The organism is Streptomyces sp. CA-135486 (assembly GCF_050936555.1).
Classification (GTDB): Bacteria; Actinomycetota; Actinomycetes; order Streptomycetales; family Streptomycetaceae; genus Streptomyces.
In genome coordinates, this window is record NZ_JBNJMM010000002.1 from 2,594,715 (window position 1) to 2,612,242 (window position 17,528).

A 17,528-nucleotide genomic window follows, 5' to 3' on the forward strand; every position below is an offset into this window, starting at 1 on the left:
CGGCCCGGAGCGCGGACAGTCGGCCCGGAGCACCGGGAATCGGCTCAGAGCAGCGTCAGCTGCGTCGGCTCCGGCTCCACCGGCTCCGCCTCCTGCCGCATCGGGATCCGCCTCGGCATCCCGCGGTCCGCCGGGCCTATCCCGAACTCCGCGGCCAGTTCGTGCACATGGCGCGTGATCCGCCGCTGGTACCACTTGGGCGCGTACGCCCCCTCCGCATACAGCCGCTCGTAGCGCCGCACCAGATACGGATGGTGCTCCCCGAGCCATGCCATGAACCACTCCCGCGCGCCGGGCCGCAGATGCAGCACGAGCGGGGTCACCGACGTCGCCCCGGACGCGGCGATCGCCCGCACGGTCGCCCGCAGCTGGTCCGGGTGATCGCCGAGGAAGGGAATCACCGGCGCCATCAGCACGCCGCAGCCGATGCCGTTGTCCGTCAGGGTCCGTACGACGTCGAGACGACGCTCGGGCGACGGCGTGCCCGGCTCGACGGTGCGCCACAGCTCACGGTCGGTGAAGCCGACGGAGACGGAGATCCCGACCTCGGTCACCTCCGACGCCTGCCGCAACAGCTCCAGGTCGCGCAGAATCAGCGTGCCCTTGGTGAGTATCGAGAACGGATTCGCATGATCCCGCAGGGCCGCGATGATGCCCGGCATCAGGCGGTACCGCCCCTCGGCCCGCTGATAGCAGTCGACGTTCGTCCCCATCGCGACATGCGCGCCCTGCCACCGCCGCGACGCCAGCTGGCGGCGCAGCAGCTCCGGAGCGTTGATCTTCACCACGATCTGGGAGTCGAACCCGAGCCCGGTGTCGAGGTCCAGATAGCTGTGGGTCTTGCGGGCGAAGCAGTAGACGCACGCGTGCGTGCAGCCCCGATACGGATTGACCGTCCACTCGAACGGCATCCGCGAAGCACCCGGCACCCGGTTGAGGATCGACCGGGCACGGATCTCATGGAAGGTGATGCCGCGGAACTCGGGGGTGTCGAAGGTCCTGGTGGTCACCGCCGATGTACCGAAAAGAGCGGTGTCCCCGGCCGTCGTGGGGTTCTCGACCAGATTGTCCCAGCGCATGGACGCCTCCTCGGTAGCTCTGGCCACAGAATAGAACACATGTTCCCTTGATCGCTTGCGACCTGGATTTGGGCGGCCGCGGCCGGGGTGGTTGGCTAGGTCCTGTCCGGCAAGATCGGCCGGACAGGGCTTAGCGGCGCCCCCGAAGAAGCGAGTGCTTGGAGGAACAGGAATGGCGCAGGTCGAGGCCACAACGGAACGGATCATCTCGGCGGACGCGGAGAAGGTGTTCGAGGCGCTGGCCGACTACGAGAACACCCGCGCGAAGCTCCTGCCCGAGCACTTCAGCGAGTACAAGGTCCTGGAGGGCGGCGACGGTGAGGGCACTGTCGTCCACTGGAAGCTCCAGGCGACCAGCAAGCGCATCCGGGACTGCGTCCTCGAGGTGACCGAGCCGACGGAGGGCCGGCTGATCGAGAAGGACCGCAACTCCTCGATGGTCACCACCTGGACCGTCACCCCGGCCGGCGAGGGCAAGTCCAAGGTCGCCGTCAGCACGGTCTGGAACGGCGCCGGCGGCATCGGTGGATTCTTCGAGAAGACCTTCGCCCCCAAGGGGCTTGGGCGTACCTATGACGCGCTGCTCGCCAAGCTCGCGGCCGAGGTCGAGAAGTAACCCCGAAGCAACCCCGCGGAGTTGCCGTGACGCTCAACGGCCGTGCCGTGACGCTCACCGTTTCGAGTGGTCTTCCGCACAGGGGCTGTCCTTCGCCGTAGGGGCTCCGACCGGCGCTTAAGCCGCTCACCCGCGCCTTCCACCCCAACTCGTCGCGCTTGCCGCAGTTGTCGCGTAATGCGAGAAATGGGCCCGCGCAGGCGCGACGAAGGGGAGCAGTGACGTGGGCGGGATCACGCTGGTGAAGGACGAGGAGACGGCTCCGGCCGCGGCCGGACCACCTCCCCGTGGGGTGCCTGCCGCGGCCGCACCGCCTCGCCGTGGCGGGCCCCCCGCGGCCACCGCGCTCAGCCCGCGCCGCGTACGCCTCGTCTTCGCCGGTCTGATGCTCGCGCTGCTCCTCGCCGCGCTGGAGCAGATGATCGTCGCCACCGCCCTCCCGAAGATCGTCGGCGAACTCCAGGGCCTGGACCGGATGCCCTGGGCGATCACCGCCTATCTCCTCACCGCCACCGCCGGCCTGCCGATCTACGGCAAACTCGGCGACCTCTTCGGCCGCAAGGGCGTCTTCCAGTTCGCGATCGTCGTCTTCGTCATCGGCTCCGCGCTGGCCGGCTGGTCGCGCACGATGGACGAGCTCATCGCCTTCCGTGCCATCCAGGGCATCGGCGCGGGCGGCCTCATGATCGGCGTGCAGGCGATCATCGCCGACATCGTCCCGGCCCGGCAGCGCGGCCGCTTCATGGGCCTCACCGGCGCGGCTTTCGGACTCGCCAGCGTGGCAGGCCCGCTGCTCGGCGGCTTCTTCACCGACCACGCGTCCTGGCGCTGGTGCTTCTACTCCAACGTTCCCTTCGGCCTGGTGACCCTGCTGGTGGTGACCATCGGGCTGAAGCTTCCGAAGCCCGCCGCCCGGGGCCGACTCGACGTACTGGGCGCGCTGTTCCTCGCCGCCGCCTCCACCTTCCTTGTACTGCTGACCAGTTGGGGCGGTACGCAGTACGCATGGGGCTCGCGCGTCATCCTGGGACTCGCGGCCGGCGCGGCCGGAACCACCTTGCTCTTCATCGTCGTCGAGTACTACGCACCCGAACCGATCATCCCGCTGCGGCTGTTCCGCGACTCGATCTTCAACGTCACCGGTCTCGTCGGCGCGGTCGTCGGTGTCGCGCTCTTCGTTGGGGCCGGCTATCTGCCGACCTTTCTCCAGATGGTCGAGGGGGCGAGTGCCACCGAGTCGGGGCTGCTGATGCTCCCGATGATGGGCGGCATCGTCGGCGCCTCGATCGTCTCCGGCCGGCTCATCAGCCGCACCGGCCGCTACAAGATCTATCCGGTCGTCGGCTGCGCGATCTCGGCCGTCGGGATGTGGCTGCTGTCCCGTCTCGATGCCGGCACCCCGCGGCTGGACCACAGCATCTGGCAGGGCGTGCTCGGCATCGGCATCGGGCTGGTCCTGCCGGTGCTGATCCTCGCCGTACAGAACGCGGTGCCGCCCACCGACCTCGGCATCGCCACCAGCGCCAACAACTACTTCCGGCAGATCGGCGGCAGCATCGGTGCCGCCGTCTTCGGCACGCTCCTCGCCGACCGGCTCACCGACGCGCTCGTCGGCCGGCTACCGGCCGGCGCGGGCCTGCCCGACCCCGACTCCATCACGCCGCAACTCCTCCACGCCATGGAACCCGCGCTGCGCGACGGCTACATCCAGGCGTACGCGGAAACGATGCCGCGGATCTTCCTCTACCTCGTGCCGGTGCTTGCGCTCGGCCTCTTCGTCGCCTTCTTCCTCAAGGAGAAACCGCTGGTGACCCACAACGCCTTCACCGCCGAAACCGCTTCCGTGCCCACGGCCCGCAGAGCGCCCGCGTACACCTCGGGCGTCCCGGTCTGCGGCACCGTGCAGCACCACGACGGCAGCATCGTCCCGCGCGCCGCCCTCACCCTCATCGACGTACAGGGGCAGCAGGTGGGACGCGGCGCGAGCGGCGAGGACGGGCGGTATGCGCTGAGCGTGCCCGGCTCCGGCTCGTACGTGATGATCGCGGCGGCGGGCGGGCATCAGCCGCAGGCGGTCACGGTCACGGTCGGCGAACGTCCCGTCGAGCTCGATGTGGTCCTCGGCGGGGCCGGCCGGCTGGCCGGTGCCGTCGTCACGGCAGAGGGCGCACCTGTACGGGACGCCGCGGTCACCCTCACCGACGTCCGGGGAGAGGTCGTCGCGACCACCCGCAGCGGCCGTGAAGGCGCCTATGTGATGTCGGATTTGGTGGCGGGGGAGTACACGCTCGCCGCGAGCGCCCCCGCCTTCCGTCCCGCCGCGCTCCCGGTGAGCGTGCAGGCGTCGCGCGAGACCCGGCAGGACATCGAGCTGGCGGGTGGGGCGGTGCTGCGCGGCATCGTACGGTCTTCGGGCGGACGGCCGGTCGAGGATGCGCGCGTCACGCTGCTCGACGCGGCAGCCAATGTGGTGGACTCTCTCACCACCGGACCCGACGGCACGTTCCGGTTCGTCGACCTGTCGTCGGGGGAGTACACCGTCATCGCCGCAGGTTACCCGCCGGTTGCCACAGTTCTGCAGGTCGCCGGCGGCGGACGAACCGAGCGCGACCTCCAACTGGGTCACGAGGACTGACCACTTGTCGATGTACGCGGGCGCACGACCCATTTCACCGTTGCCCGGCGCACGGCGTGCACAGCGCCGTACCGTGGTGGCAAGGCCGCTGCCTCGGGCGGCGGGGAAGGAGCCTCCCACCCATGGACAGTGGTGTTCCGCCGACACCGCCGCAGCGGTACGCCGCGGTCGGCCGGATTCCGCTTGCCGTGGTCGTCGTGGCCGGCGACGGCCTGGTGTCGCACTGGTCCACCGGTGCGCGGCGGCTGTTCGGCCCCACCAGGGAACAGGCGGTGGGACAGCCCGTCGTCGAATTGCTCCCCATCTCCGGCGCGCTCGCGAGGGACGGCGAGTACGAGGAGTACGACGCCTACGGCGGTCTGGGCCCCGGACTCGACGCCTCGCTGAACCGCCTCACCTCCTACCCGGCGGCCGGCCGGGCGCGCCTCTCCGAGGAGGGGCGTGACCGGGTCGATGTGCTGTGGTGGGCGTACCCCATGATCGGACCGGGCCACGAGCGGCTGCTCGTACTGGCCGCGGACGCCGCGCAGTTCAGGAGCGCGGACGAGAGCGTCGAGCGCATCGCGCCCGGATTCGCCCTGCACACTGAGTTCACCGAGTTTCCCGGCTTCGACGAACTGGCGCGCCGGCTCCCCGAGATCCTGCCGAGCATGAGCGTCCATGAGTCGACGCGGATCGTCTCCCAGGTGCTCGACCTCGGCTATCCGGTGCTTGAGTTCAGCCATCACGACCGGGTTCCGGTCACCCCCGACTGGGGCGTGCCCAGGCGCGCCGAGCGCACTGCGCGGCAGCAGGCCGCCGAGGCGGCCGCGGCGGCCGGGCAGGTGGTGAAGGCGGCCGACCTCGAGCAGGATCTCGAGTATGCCGCGGTGCGCGAGCGGCTCGAATTCCTCAACGAAGTCAGCGGACGCATCGGTACGTCGCTCGATCTGACCCGGACCATCCGCGAGGTCACCAGCGCCGCCGTGCCCCGCTTCGCGGACTTCGCCGGGACGCATCTGCGCGCCGCCGTGCTCGCGGGCGAGGGGTTCCCGGACGGTCCGCCAGGTGTGACGACCATCTGGCACCGCGTCTGGGTCGAGCACAACGACGAACCCAACCGCTGGGACGACACCGTTCCGGTCGGCGAGGCCATCGCCTTTCCCGAGCGCACGCCGTTCTTCCAGTGCATGGTCACCGGAGAGCCGGTCCTGATCCCGTTCATCAGCGAGGAGATGGGCGACCGCATCTCGGGGCAGTTCGAGAAGCGGGATCTGCGGCCCCTCATCAACCACCGCTCGATGCTGATCGTGCCCCTCAAGGCGCGCAATGTCGTCCTCGGCTTCATGGTGCTGATGCGGCGGCCGGGCCGGGAGGCGTTCAACGACATGGACCGCACGACCGGCGCCGAACTCGCCGCCCGTGCCGGTCTCGTCCTCGACAACGCCCGCATGTACACGTACCAGGAGAATGTCGCTGACACGCTGCAGGACAGCATGCTGCCGCAGGTCGCTCCGCGCATGGCGGGCTGCGACACGGCCACCCGCTATCTGCCGGGCACCCGGCTCGGCCGGGTCGGCGGCGACTGGTTCGACACCATCAAACTGCCCGGCTCGCGCACCGCCCTCGTCGTCGGTGACGTCATGGGGCACGGCCTCAACTCGGCCGCGATGATGGGGCAGTTACGCACCGCCGTACAGACCATGGCCGCCATGGAGCTGCCGCCCGCGCAACTGCTGCGCCACCTCGACGACCTGGCACGGCGGCTCGGCGAGCAGTATCTGGCGACCTGCCTGTACGCCGTCTACGACCCGATCCGTTCCGAGCTTCAGATCTCCAACGCGGGCCATATTCCGCCCGTGCTGGTCCGGGCCGAGGACGGCCGCAGCGAGTTGCTCGAGCTGCCCACCGGCGCGCCCATCGGCGTCGGCGGGGTGCCCTTCGAGACGACCCGGGTGCCTGTGGCGCCCGGCGACCGCCTGGTGATGTGCACGGACGGACTGGTCGAGGTGCGCGGCGAAGACATCGGCGTCGGCCTCGCCACGCTGTGCGAGTCCGCCGCTCACCCCGCAGCAGCCATGGACGACGCCTGCGACACGATCATCCGGGCACTGAACACCCGGGGCGGGCGCAAGGACGATGTGGCCCTGCTGATGTCGCGGCTCAACGGCATCGCGGCCGAGGACGTCGCCGAGTGGCGGCTGCCGCCCGAGCCGCACGAGGTGGGGCGGGCCCGGCGGCTGGTCCGCGAACAGCTCGCGGTCTGGGGCCTGGCGGAACTGTCCTCGAACGTCGAGCTCTTGGTGAGCGAGCTGGTGACGAACGCGGTGCGGCATGCGCACGGGAGCCATGTGGACCTGCGGCTGGTGCGTTCCGACACGCTGCTGTGCGAGGTCTGCGACGACGATCACGAGTTGCCGACACTGCTCAGCGCGAGCCCCGAGGACGAGTTCGGGCGCGGGCTGCGGGTGGTGAGCCGCCTGGCGACGGAGTGGGGAAGCAGCCGCAGCGCGGTCGGCAAGGCCGTCTGGTTCGAGCAGGCGCTCCCGCGTGGGCGGCGCGGCGGACGCCGAGGGTGAAATCGAACGCATGAGGTCCCTTGCACGCTCAACTTCCGTGCGATAGACCGATCTTGACGTGATGCACCGGCGCACGCCGGTACGCCGGCGTCGCATCCGTACGTCATCGTCATCCGGGCCGGACCTGGGGAGCGCGCGCATGAATGTGTCAGAGGACTACCGGAACGCATGGGAAGGCTACTGGCGTGAGACGACCGACGCGCCGGGCGAGGCGATCTGGGACTCCGACCCTTCGCTGACCGCCGAGCCGCACACCGAACTGCTGCTGCCCTACGCGGAATCCGCGCTGCCCATAGTGGATCTGGGCTGCGGCAACGGGACACAGACCCGCTATCTGGCCGGCCGGTTCCCGAAGGCGGTCGGCGTGGACCTCTCGCATGCGGCGATAGAGCACGCACGCCGCGCCGACGCCACCGGGGTCGCCGAGTTCGAACAGCTCAGCCTGGTGGACGGGGCAGCGGTCAGGGAACTGCACCGGCGCCTCGGGGACTGCCACGCCTATATGCGTGCGGTGATTCACCAGAGCAGGCCGGAGGACCGGGCGGCGGTCGCCGGCGCGGTCGCCGAACTCGTGGGCACGCGCGGGCGCGCCTTCGTCGTCGAGCTGGTCTCGGCGTCCAGGGACGTACTGCGACGGGCGGCCGAGGAGCCGGACGGGCCGCCCCCCAAACTGCGCAGGGTCTTCGCACACGGGCTGAAACCCGCGGACGCCTCGGACGAGGAGGTGCCCGCCCTGCTGGCGGAAGCCGGCCTGGACATCTTCGCGAGCGGCGAGACGGCACTCGCGCAGACGGAGTATCTGGCGGACGGCAGCCGGATCGAGCTGCCCGCCCGGTGGTTCGTGGTCGGGCGGCGCTGAAGCGCTGTTCCGGCCGCCCGCCAAGGCGCGGCGGGGCGCTTCCGCAAGTTATCCACAGGGCTGGTGGGGGCGGGAGGCCCCGCGTAACGTTCCGGGCATGAAGATCCTCATCAGCGCCGACATGGAAGGCGCCACCGGTGTGACCTGGCCTGCCGACGTGCTGCCCGGCACCCCCCAGTGGGAGCGCTGCCGGTCCATGTTCACCTCCGATGTGAACGCGGCGGTGCTCGGCTTCTTCGACGGCGGCGCCGATGAGGTGCTCATCAATGAAGCGCACTCGAGCATGCGCAATCTGCTGCTGGAGCGGCTGGACGAACGGGCCGAAATGCTGACCGGCAGACACAAGTCGCTGTCGATGGTGGAGGGTGCGCAGCACGGCGATGTCGACGCCATCGCCTTCGTCGGCTACCACACGGGAGCGGGCACGGAAGGCGTGCTCGCCCACACCTACCTCGCCAACTCGATCACAGGGGTGTGGCTGAACGGCGCGCGGGCGAGCGAGGGCCTGCTCAACGCCCATGTGGTCGCGGAGTACGGCGTGCCGGTGGTGCTGGTCACCGGTGACGATCTGACCTGCGTGGACGCCGAGGGCTATGCTCCGCAGGCCCGCAAGGTCGCGGTGAAGGACCATGTCTCGCGGTATGCGGCGGTGTGCCGCACCCCGGCTCGTACCGCCTCCGACATCCGCGCCGCCGCCAAGGAGGCAATGGCCCTCGCCGGGCGTCAGGAGCCGGTGCGGGGCGGCCCGTTCACCGTGGAGCTGGAGTTCGACGCGGCGCATCTGGCGGCGGCGGCCACCGTTGTGCCGGGAGTGGCGGGCAGCGGCGAGCGACGCGTCGCGTACAGCAGCGGGACGATGTATGAGGGCATCCGCACCTTCAAAGCGGTCACGACGATCGTCTCGGCGGCAGTGGAGGAGCAGTATGGCTGACGTGACAACGCCCATCGACGGCAAGGCGCTCGACGAGGTGGTTACCTTCACCTCCGAGCTGATCCGGATCGACACCACCAACCGCGGCAGCGGCGACTGCCGGGAGCGGCCCGCCGCGGAGTATGCCGCCGAGCGGCTGGCCGACGCCGGCCTCGAACCCACTCTGCTGGAGCGCACCCGGGGGCGCACCAATGTGGTCGCACGGATCGAGGGCACCGATCCGTCCGCCGACGCCCTGCTCGTGCACGGTCATCTGGACGTGGTGCCCGCCGAGCCCGCCGACTGGTCCATGCCCCCCTTCTCCGGTGAGGTCCGCGAAGGCGTGGTGTGGGGGCGCGGCGCGATCGACATGAAGAACATGGACGCGATGATGCTCGCCGTCGTCCGGGCCTGGGCCCGGGCCGGGATCAGGCCCCGGCGCGACATCGTGATCGCGTACACCGCGGACGAGGAAGCCAGCGCGGCCGACGGCTCGGGCTTCCTCGCCGACCAGCACGCCGGCCTCTTCGACGGGTGCACCGAAGGCATCAGCGAGTCCGGGGCCTTCACCTTCCACGCCGGACCCGGGATGGCGCTCTATCCGATCGCCGCCGGAGAGCGCGGTACGGCCTGGCTCAAGCTCACCGCCCATGGCAGGGCGGGCCACGGCTCCAAGGTCAACCGGTCGAACGCGGTGAGCCGGCTCGCGGGGGCGATCGCCCGGATCGGCGAGCACCAGTGGCCGGTGCGGCTCACCCCGACCGTGCGGGCGGCGCTGGCCGAGCTCGCGGTGCTGCACGGCATCGAGACCGATGTGAACGCCGCCGACTTCGACGTGGAATCGCTGATGGCGAAGCTCGGCCCGGCGGCCGCCCTGGTCGAACCGACCGTGCGCAACAGCGCCAACCCGACCATGCTGGAAGCCGGTTACAAGATCAATGTGATCCCGGGGCACGCCACCGCGTATGTCGACGGCCGGATGGTGCCCGGCGGCGAGGACGAGTTCCGCGACACCCTCGACCGGTTGACGGGGCCGGACGTCGAGTGGGAGTTCCACCACCGCGAGGTGCCACTCGAGGCACCCGTCGACTCCTCGACGTACGCCAAGATGCGGGAGGCCGTCGAGCACTTCGCCCCGGACGGACACGCCGTGCCGTACTGCATGCCGGGCGGCACCGACGCCAAGCAGTTCTCCCGGCTCGGCATCACGGGCTACGGCTTCTCGCCGCTGAAGCTGCCCGTCGGCTTCGACTACGCGGCGCTGTTCCACGGGGTCGACGAGCGCGTCCCGGTCGAGGCGCTGCACTTCGGCGTCAAGGTTCTCGACCGCTATCTGCGGTCCGCATAGGGGGAGTCGGCAATGGTACCCACGGGAGCGTACGGAACCTGGCCGTCCCCGATCGACGCGAGGCTCGCCGCCTCGCACGACGGGCGCCCGGAGTTCCTCGGCATGGTCGGCGACGAGGTGTGGTGGACCGCGCCACGCCCCACCGAGGGCGGCAGACGGGCGCTGATGCGGCGGCGGGCCGACGGCGTGGAGGAGTCCCTGCTCCCCGCCCCGTGGAATGTGCGCAGCAGAGTCATCGAGTACGGCGGACACCCCTGGGCCGGAGCCCGGCGTGCCGACGGCAGTCCGCTCGTCGTCTTTGTGCACTTCGCCGACCAGCGGCTGTATGCCTACGAGCCGGACGCGCCCGAATCCGCCCCGCGACCGCTCACCCCGCTCTCGGCTGTCGGCGGCGGGCTGCGCTGGGTCGACCCGCAGCTCCAGCTCGAGCGGGGCGAAGTCTGGTGCGTGCTCGAGGAGTTCACCGGTGAGTCGCCCACCGATGTACGCCGGGTGATCGCGGCCGTGCCGCTGGACGGTTCGGCGGCCGGGGACCGGGCTGCGGTGCGGGAGCTCTCGGACGACCGGCACCGCTTTGTCACCGGGCCGCGGCTCTCGCCCGACGGGCGGCACGCCGCCTGGATCGCCTGGGACCACCCGCAGATGCCCTGGGACGGCACGGTGGCGATGCTCGGCGAGGTGGGGGAGGACGGCCCGTTCGGCGCAGTGCGGCCGGTCGTCGGCGGCACGGACGAATCGGTCGCCCAGGTCGACTGGGCCCCGGACGGTTCGCTGCTCTTCGTCTCCGACGTGGGCAACTGGTGGGAGCTGCAGCGGATCCGGCTGGAGGGGCCCGGGCCGGGTCCGGGGCCGCGCACCGCTCTCTGTCCCGGCCGGATGGAGGAGTTCGGCGGGCCGCTGTGGAAGATCGGCCTCAAGTGGTTCCACCCTCTGGCGAACGGGCTGATCGCCGTCATCCACGGCAAGGGCGCCACCGCGCTGGGGATACTCGACCCCGAGACCGGTGAGCTCGTCGACGCTGCCGGCCCGTGGACCGAGTGGGCGTCCACCCTCGCCGGGCACGGAAACAGGGTGATCGGGGTCGCGGCAAGCCCCCGCAGTGCGTACGAGGTCGTGGAGCTCGACACCGCCACCGGCAGGACCCGGGTCATCGGCTCTGCGCACGACGACCCGGTGGATCCGGTCTACTACCCGGAGCCGCAGATCCGCACCTTCACCGGCCCCGACAACCGCGAGATCCACGCCCATATCTACCCGCCGCACAGCCCCGACCGGATCGCACCCGACGACGAACTGCCGCCGTTCGTGGTGTGGGCGCACGGCGGCCCCACGGGTCACGCCGCGCTCGTCCTCGACCTGGAGATCGCCTACTTCACCTCGCGCGGCATCGGCGTCGCCGAGGTCAACTACGGCGGTTCCACCGGCTACGGCAGGGAGTACCGCGGCAGACTGCGCGAACAGTGGGGCGTCGTCGACGTCGAGGACTGCGCGGCCGTCGCCGAGACCCTGGCCGACGAGGGCACGGCCGATCCCGCGCGGCTTGCCATCCGCGGCGGCAGCGCGGGCGGCTGGACCGCCGCGTCATCGCTGACCACCACCGATGTCTACGCCTGCGGCACCATCATCTATCCCGTACTGGATCTGCAGAGCTGGGCCACGGACGAGACGCATGACTTCGAGTCGCAGTATCTGGAGTCGCTGATCGGCCCGCTCGCGGAGGTCCCCGGACGCTACCGCGAGCGTTCGCCACTGCAGCACAGCGACCGGATCACCACGCCGTTCCTGCTGCTCCAGGGCCTCGACGATGTGATCTGTCCGCCCGTGCAGTGCGAGCGGTTCCTGGCACAGATGGCGGGGCGCGGCATTCCGCACGCGTACATCGCCTTCGAGGGCGAGGGCCACGGCTTCCGCCGGGCCGAGACCATGATCCGCGCGCTCGAGTCCGAACTCTCCCTCTACGCCCAGACCTTCGGTATCACCCGCCCCGACATCCCCCTGCTGGAGCTCAAGAAGTGACCCGCCCGCTCCTGGCGCCTTTGACCCGCCCGGCGCGACTGCGCGCCGGGGCCAAGGTCGCCGTCGTGGCCCCAAGCGGTCCGGTCCCGGAGGACCGGCTCGAAGCGGGCCTGGAGATTCTGCGCGGCTGGAACCTCGACCCGGTCGTGATGCCGCATGTCCGGGACCGGCACCCCGAGTTCTGGTATCTCGCGGGGGCCGACCAGGACCGCGCCCGGGATCTCACCGAGGCATGGTGCGACCCGACGGTGTCCGCCGTGCTCTGCGCCCGCGGCGGCTACGGCGCACAGCGCATGGTCGATCTGCTCGACTGGACCGCGATACGCGCGGCCGGTCCCAAGGTCTTCGTCGGGTACAGCGATGTCACGGCACTGCATGAGGCCTTCGCCGTCCGGACGGGGCTGGCCACGCTGCACGGTCCGATGGTCGGCGCGCTCACGTTCCTCAAGGACGACCGCACCCAGGAGTCGCTGCGCGCCACGCTCTTCGAGCCCGAGTCGGTGCGCACCCTCGGTCTGGAGACGGCCCGCACCATGGTCTCCGGCGGGGCCAGGGGCATCACACTCGGCGGCTGCGTGAGCCTGCTCGCCGCGGACCTGGGCACCCCGCGGTCCCGCCCGTCCGCCCGCGGCGGTCTGCTGCTGATCGAAGACGTGGGCGAGGAGGACTACCGGCTCGACCGGGTCCTCACCCAACTGCTGCGCTCCGGCTGGCTGGAGGGAGTGGCGGGCATCGCGCTCGGATCGTGGGTGGAGTGCGGCCCCTACGAGCAGGTGCGCGCCGTGCTGCAGGACCGGCTGGGCGGGCTTGGCGTGCCGGTGGTGGAGGAGTTCGGCTTCGGACACGGGCCGACCGCGCTGACCATGCCGCTCGGGGTGCCGGCGGTGCTGGACGCCGACGCCTGCTCGCTGACGCTCGACCAGCCCGCACTCACCTGATGCCCGCTCGGGTGTGCCCCCTTCACGGCCGGGCGGCTGAACCTCATGGTTCAGCCGCCGCGTCCGCGCCCTGACTAGAGTGCCGACAGCGCCGCGTAACCCGGGCGGATCACCTCATCGATCAGCCGACGCCGTTCCGGGAGCGGCAGGAACGCCGACTCGACCGCTGCGACCGTGAACTGCTCGAAGACCTCGGGCCCGTAGCCGAAGGCGTCCACCATGTGCTGGAACTCCTGGCTCATGGTGGTGCCGGAGACCAGCCGGTTGTCCGTGTTGAGCGTGACGTGGAAGCCGAGGCGGCGCAGCAGGTCGATGGGGTGTGTGGCGTAGTCCTTCGCCGCGCCCGTCTGGAGGTTGGAGGTCGGGCAGACCTCCAGGGCGATGCGGTTGTCGCGTACGTACGCGGCCAGGTGGCCCAGGTCGGCCGTGCCGTCGTCGTGGACGGTGATGTCGTCGGTGATGCGAGCGCCGTGGCCGATGCGCTCGGCGCCGCAGATCTGCACCGCCTCGTGGATGGACTCGGCGCCAACGGCCTCGCCCGCGTGGATCGTGAAGTGGCAGTTGTGCCGCTTCAGATGCTGGAAGGCGGGCAGATGGCGGGCCGGCGGGTTGCCGATCTCGCCGCCCGCGATGTCGAAGCCGGCCACCCCGCGCTCGCGGTGGGCGACGGTCAGCTCGGCTATCTCCAGCGAGCGCTCGGTGTGGCGCATACCGGTCAGCAGCGCGCGGACCGTGATCCGGCCGCCGCTGCGGCGCTCGCCCTCGCGGAGGCCCGCGTTGACCGCGTCGACGACCTCGTCGAGGGTCAGGCCGCGCTCCAGGTGCTGCTCGGGGGCGTACCGCACCTCGGCGTACACGACGCCGTCCGCCGCCAGGTCCTCGGCGCACTCCGCGGCGATGCGCTCCAGCGCCTCGCGGGTCTGCATCACCGCGCAGGTGTGGGCGAAGGTCTCCAGATAGCGCTCCAGCGAGCCGGAGTCCGCGGCGTCGCGGAACCAGGTCGCGAGCTCGGCCGGGTCCTCGGTGGGCAGCTCGGTGTAGCCGCACTCCCGGGCCAGCTCGATGATCGTGGCGGGGCGCAGACCGCCGTCCAGGTGGTCGTGCAGGACCGCCTTGGGTGCGCGGAGGATGTCAGACAAGTGCATCCCGGGAGTGTACGGCACGTCCGGCGGGCGCCGCCGTGACGGCGGTCTCCCCGCCCTGTGGGGCGCCGCCCCGGCGTCAGTTCGACTGGAGTACCGGCAGCGCCGGCGCTCCCGTCGGCAGCATGTGCTTGGCCGCCATGATCGGCGTTTCCCCGACCCGTACCACCTGGGTGACCAGCACCGCAGGGGTGTCGGCCGCGCGGCCGAGCTGTTCGCCGCGACGCTGGCCGAGCAGCGTCGCACTCACCCCGCTGTGCCCGGTCAGCGCCACCCCGCGAGAAGCCGCGGCCAGCACCGCGAGCATCGAGGTGGCCGGTGCGGGGGCGGCCCGCAGTGCCTCGGCGAAGGCCGGGTGCGTCCGCTCCAGGACCTCCTCGGCCGCCGCCCACTCCTGGCTGAGCGCCGCCGCCGTACCCTCCCCGGTCAGCACGGACTCCCAGAACCGAAGCTCCGCCCTGGCGGGCGCGAGCAGATGCTGCGTAGTGAAGTCGGTGGGCTCCTCGACGGCGCGCAGCAGGGGCCGCACCCGCAGCGGCGCGCCGGTCGACAGCAGCTCCTCCAGCGGCTGGACGTGCTCGTAACCACGCCGCGGCGGGCGGTCGTTGACGGTCCGGCCGACCCCACGGCGCACCGAGAGCAGCCCGTCCTCCTGAAGCAGCAGCAGCGCCTCGCGCAGGGCCGGCCTGCTGACCCCGAGCTCCGTCGCGAGCCGGGGCTCCGAAGGCAGCGTGGAGCCGGGCGGATAGATGCCTTCGTGGATGGCGTCGGCGATCCGCTCGTACAGGACGACGACCGGTCTGCGCTGCTGTCGGCTGACTGCCACGACCCCTCCTCGGCTCACTTGTCAGCAAGCTATGCGAACCCGCGCAGTGTGGCAACGTTCACCGGATCCGAGATGAGCTGCGATTTTGGCTTCTCTGCAATTCACGGTAGCGAGCACTTGACGTTCTAAGCGCGTAGATCACGGGCCGTCCGGTCGCGACTTGTCTGACAATGCCACCTCCGCAGTGATCACCCCGGGCGGCGACGCGCAGGGGGCCGACCGAGGCCGGGTACCAGCACGCGATGTACGCGGCCCTCGTGCTGCTCGCGATCGGTGTCGTCTCCTCGCTGCTGATCCAGCGCCCCTCACCGCAGAGGCGTACGCCGCCTACGCCCGCAAGCTCATCGAGGACAGATGACGCCTGCCCCCTGCACCCGGCACCTTCGACCTGATCGGGACCGGCTTTTGCCGAAGACTGACCCACGGAGCCCCTGGTCGGAGCGGCGCCCACCGTGTTCCATGGTCGTCAGGGGCGTCGGCCGAAGGAGCTGTCGGCGGCCGTTCGCGAGGATGCGAGGTTGCCTTGGCCACAACCGTGCGGCGTACCGTACTGACCCTGCCCGCAGCCCCGTTGGGACCACCGAATCCGCTGCCCGCGCTGCGGCCGCTGGACGAGATGCACTCGATCGACGAGCGTGCCAAGCGGGAGCTGCCGCGCGAGATGGCACGGCAGATCGGGTACGAGCCGCTGCGGACGCTGTTACCGGTGCGAGTGCTCGACGGGTACGGACGCGAACGCACCGAGACCGGCCTGGACGCGATCGTGATCGAGAATGACCGGCTGCGGGCCACCGTGCTGCCCGGTCTCGGCGGCCGTATTCACTCGCTGCACCACAAGCCGACCGGGCGTGAACTGCTCTACCGCAACCCGGTGTTCCAGCCCGCCGACTTCGCGCTCAACGGCGCCTGGTACTCCGGCGGCATCGAGTGGAACATCGGCGCGACCGGCCACACCACCCTGTCCTGCGCACCGCTGCACGCCGCGCTCGTGCCCGCGCCCGACGGCGGCGAAATGGTCAGGCTCTGGGAGTGGGAGCGGCTGCGCGACCTGCCGTTCCAGGTGGATCTGTGGCTGCCCGCGGACTCCGACTTCCTCCACGTCGGCGTACGGATACGCAATCCGCACGAGCGGCCCGCGCCGGTCTACTGGTGGTCCAACATCGCCGTCGAGGAACACGGGACGACACGCGTCCTCGCACCGGCCGAAGAAGCCTGGCACTTCGGCTACGAGCGCAGCCTGCGGCGGGTGCCCGTGCCCGACTTCCAGGGCGCGGACCGTACATATCCGCTGCGCGGCGAGTACCCCGCCGACTACTTCTACGAGGTGCCTGACGAGGCCCGCAAGTGGATCGCCTCGCTGGACGCGCACGGTCAGGGACTCGTCCAGACATCGACCGATGTGCTGCGTGGCCGCAAGCTGTTCCTGTGGGGTTCGGGGCGCGGTGGCCGGCGCTGGCAGGAGTGGCTGACCGAGCCGGGCACGAGCGGCTACGCGGAGATCCAGGCAGGTCTCGCCCGCACCCAGCTGGAGCACGTACGCCTCGACGGCGGCGGGGAGTTCAGCTGGCTGGAGTCGTACGGACCGCTCGCGGCGGACCCCGCGGCGGTGCACGGCGACGACTGGGCCGCGGCCCGCGCCGAGGTGGCGGGGCGGCTGTCCGACGCCCTGCCGCGGACGGCGGTGGACGCGGCGTACGAGGCCTGGCGGCCCTGCGCCGACACCGAACCCGGCGAACGGCTCGCCACCGGTTCCGGCTGGGGCGCGCTGGAGGTGCTGCACGGGGAACACAAACTGCCCGGCACGCCCTTCGACAAGTCGACGCTCGGTGAAGAACAGGCACCCTGACGCGAGTTGTTGACGACCGGTGTCTTCCCCGCGCCCCGCAGGGTCGTCCCGCCCGGCCCCTCGCTCGTAGCTCCACACTGGCGCGACATGCTGGAGACCGCCCCCGCCGAACCCCTGACGGAATACCACCTGGGCGTTGCCCAGTGGCATGCCGGCGACCTCGCCCAGGCCGTACGCAGCTGGGAGCGCGGCCTCCGACTCGCCCCGTCCCGCTGGCCGTTGCTGCGCTGTCTCGCCGTCGCCGACCAGGAGGGAGGCAACGCGGCACGCGCCGCCGAACGTTATCTGGAGGCCTTCGACGACCTCCGCCGGGAGCGCCGGGACGACGGCGAGAGCTGGACATCGGCGACGGCCGCCCTCGGCCGCGAGGCAGTCGAGGCCCTGCTCGCGGTCCACCGCACCGCTGACGCCCGCACGGTCTTCTCGCGTCTGAGCCCGGCGGTCCGTCAGCGCGGCCGTTTCCGCCTGCTCGACGCCCAACTCCTCATCGCCGAGGGCCGCACGGACGAAGCCCGCGCAGTCTTCGACGCGGGCTTCGAGGTGGCGGACCTGCGCGAGGGCGCGGAAGTCCTCGGCGAGGTGTGGTCGCAGCTCACCCACGAGCCGCTGCCCGACGCGTACGACTACCGGATGCGGCCTCGGACGCCGTAGGTCCTGTCCGGAGGGGGCGGGGCGGGGCGACGCCTCGCCCCGCCCCTCCCTCGCGACTTCGTCCCCAGCCCTTGACAGTTTTCCCTTGTACGGACGACTATCCC

Annotated in this window: 11 protein-coding genes and 1 pseudogene; 9 read left to right on the forward strand and 3 right to left on the reverse strand. The window is 71.0% G+C overall.

The features are described from left to right. Positions 1-44: 44 nt before the first annotated feature. Positions 45-1,079: an Rv2578c family radical SAM protein gene (locus tag ACQEVG_RS31225; RefSeq protein WP_432989980.1), complete on the reverse strand. Its 1,035-nt coding sequence runs from the start codon at positions 1,077-1,079 to the stop codon at positions 45-47. 172 nt (positions 1,080-1,251) lie between these two features. Here ACQEVG_RS31225 and ACQEVG_RS31230 point away from each other — a divergent pair, with 172 nt between their 5' ends. From ACQEVG_RS31230 to ACQEVG_RS31265, 8 genes are all read left to right on the forward strand, one after another. After that, on the forward strand, positions 1,252-1,695 hold the full coding sequence (locus ACQEVG_RS31230; protein ID WP_432989983.1) for an SRPBCC family protein: 444 nt from the start codon (positions 1,252-1,254) through the stop codon (positions 1,693-1,695). Between the two features lie 223 nt (positions 1,696-1,918). Next, complete coding sequence (locus tag ACQEVG_RS31235; protein ID WP_432989985.1) at positions 1,919-4,330, forward strand: MFS transporter; 2,412 nt, start codon at positions 1,919-1,921, stop codon at positions 4,328-4,330. Between the two features lie 122 nt (positions 4,331-4,452). After that, positions 4,453-6,888: a SpoIIE family protein phosphatase gene (locus tag ACQEVG_RS31240; RefSeq protein WP_432989987.1), complete on the forward strand. Its 2,436-nt coding sequence runs from the start codon at positions 4,453-4,455 to the stop codon at positions 6,886-6,888. A 139-nt stretch (positions 6,889-7,027) separates the two neighbouring features. Further along, entirely contained in the window at positions 7,028-7,747 is a 720-nt protein-coding gene (locus ACQEVG_RS31245) for a class I SAM-dependent methyltransferase (protein ID WP_432989990.1), read from the forward strand. A gap of 97 nt (positions 7,748-7,844) precedes the next feature. Beyond that, a complete protein-coding gene (locus ACQEVG_RS31250; protein ID WP_432989992.1) occupies positions 7,845-8,678 on the forward strand; it encodes a M55 family metallopeptidase in 834 nt (277 codons plus the stop codon). Continuing rightward, positions 8,671-10,005 carry a M20/M25/M40 family metallo-hydrolase gene (locus tag ACQEVG_RS31255; protein WP_432989994.1) on the forward strand — a complete coding sequence of 445 codons (1,335 nt, stop codon included), beginning with the start codon at positions 8,671-8,673 and terminating at the stop codon, positions 10,003-10,005. Before ACQEVG_RS31250 ends, ACQEVG_RS31255 begins: the two co-directional genes overlap by 8 nt. A gap of 12 nt (positions 10,006-10,017) precedes the next feature. Then, complete coding sequence (locus tag ACQEVG_RS31260) at positions 10,018-12,021, forward strand: prolyl oligopeptidase family serine peptidase (RefSeq protein ID WP_432989996.1); 2,004 nt, start codon at positions 10,018-10,020, stop codon at positions 12,019-12,021. Beyond that, positions 12,018-12,959 carry a S66 peptidase family protein gene (locus tag ACQEVG_RS31265; RefSeq protein WP_432989998.1) on the forward strand — a complete coding sequence of 314 codons (942 nt, stop codon included), beginning with the start codon at positions 12,018-12,020 and terminating at the stop codon, positions 12,957-12,959. The genes ACQEVG_RS31260 and ACQEVG_RS31265 overlap by 4 nt, the downstream gene beginning before the upstream one ends. Before the next feature lie 74 nt (positions 12,960-13,033). Here the strand turns inward: ACQEVG_RS31265 and ACQEVG_RS31270 are convergent, their stop codons facing one another. Further along, a complete protein-coding gene (locus ACQEVG_RS31270) occupies positions 13,034-14,104 on the reverse strand; it encodes an adenosine deaminase (RefSeq protein ID WP_432990000.1) in 1,071 nt (356 codons plus the stop codon). Positions 14,105-14,180: 76 nt separating this feature from the next. Next, positions 14,181-14,927: a GntR family transcriptional regulator gene (locus ACQEVG_RS31275; protein WP_432990002.1), complete on the reverse strand. Its 747-nt coding sequence runs from the start codon at positions 14,925-14,927 to the stop codon at positions 14,181-14,183. 523 nt (positions 14,928-15,450) lie between these two features. Between ACQEVG_RS31275 and ACQEVG_RS31280 the strand changes: the two are divergent. Further along, positions 15,451-17,424: pseudogene (locus ACQEVG_RS31280) on the forward strand (DUF5107 domain-containing protein). Positions 17,425-17,528 lie beyond the last annotated feature (104 nt).

What these genes read in the sequence shown, in the direction of transcription:
- ACQEVG_RS31230 (WP_432989983.1), top strand. Translation starts at nt 1,252, where the DNA reads ATGGCGCAGGTCGAGGCCACAACGGAACGGATCATCTCGGCGGACGCG.
- ACQEVG_RS31225 (WP_432989980.1), bottom strand. Translation starts at nt 1,079, where the DNA reads ATGCGCTGGGACAATCTGGTCGAGAACCCCACGACGGCCGGGGACACC.
- ACQEVG_RS31240 (WP_432989987.1), top strand. Translation starts at nt 4,453, where the DNA reads ATGGACAGTGGTGTTCCGCCGACACCGCCGCAGCGGTACGCCGCGGTC.
- ACQEVG_RS31245 (WP_432989990.1), top strand. Translation starts at nt 7,028, where the DNA reads ATGAATGTGTCAGAGGACTACCGGAACGCATGGGAAGGCTACTGGCGT.
- ACQEVG_RS31270 (WP_432990000.1), bottom strand. Translation starts at nt 14,104, where the DNA reads ATGCACTTGTCTGACATCCTCCGCGCACCCAAGGCGGTCCTGCACGAC.
- ACQEVG_RS31260 (WP_432989996.1), top strand. Translation starts at nt 10,018, where the DNA reads ATGGTACCCACGGGAGCGTACGGAACCTGGCCGTCCCCGATCGACGCG.
- ACQEVG_RS31250 (WP_432989992.1), top strand. Translation starts at nt 7,845, where the DNA reads ATGAAGATCCTCATCAGCGCCGACATGGAAGGCGCCACCGGTGTGACC.
- ACQEVG_RS31255 (WP_432989994.1), top strand. Translation starts at nt 8,671, where the DNA reads ATGGCTGACGTGACAACGCCCATCGACGGCAAGGCGCTCGACGAGGTG.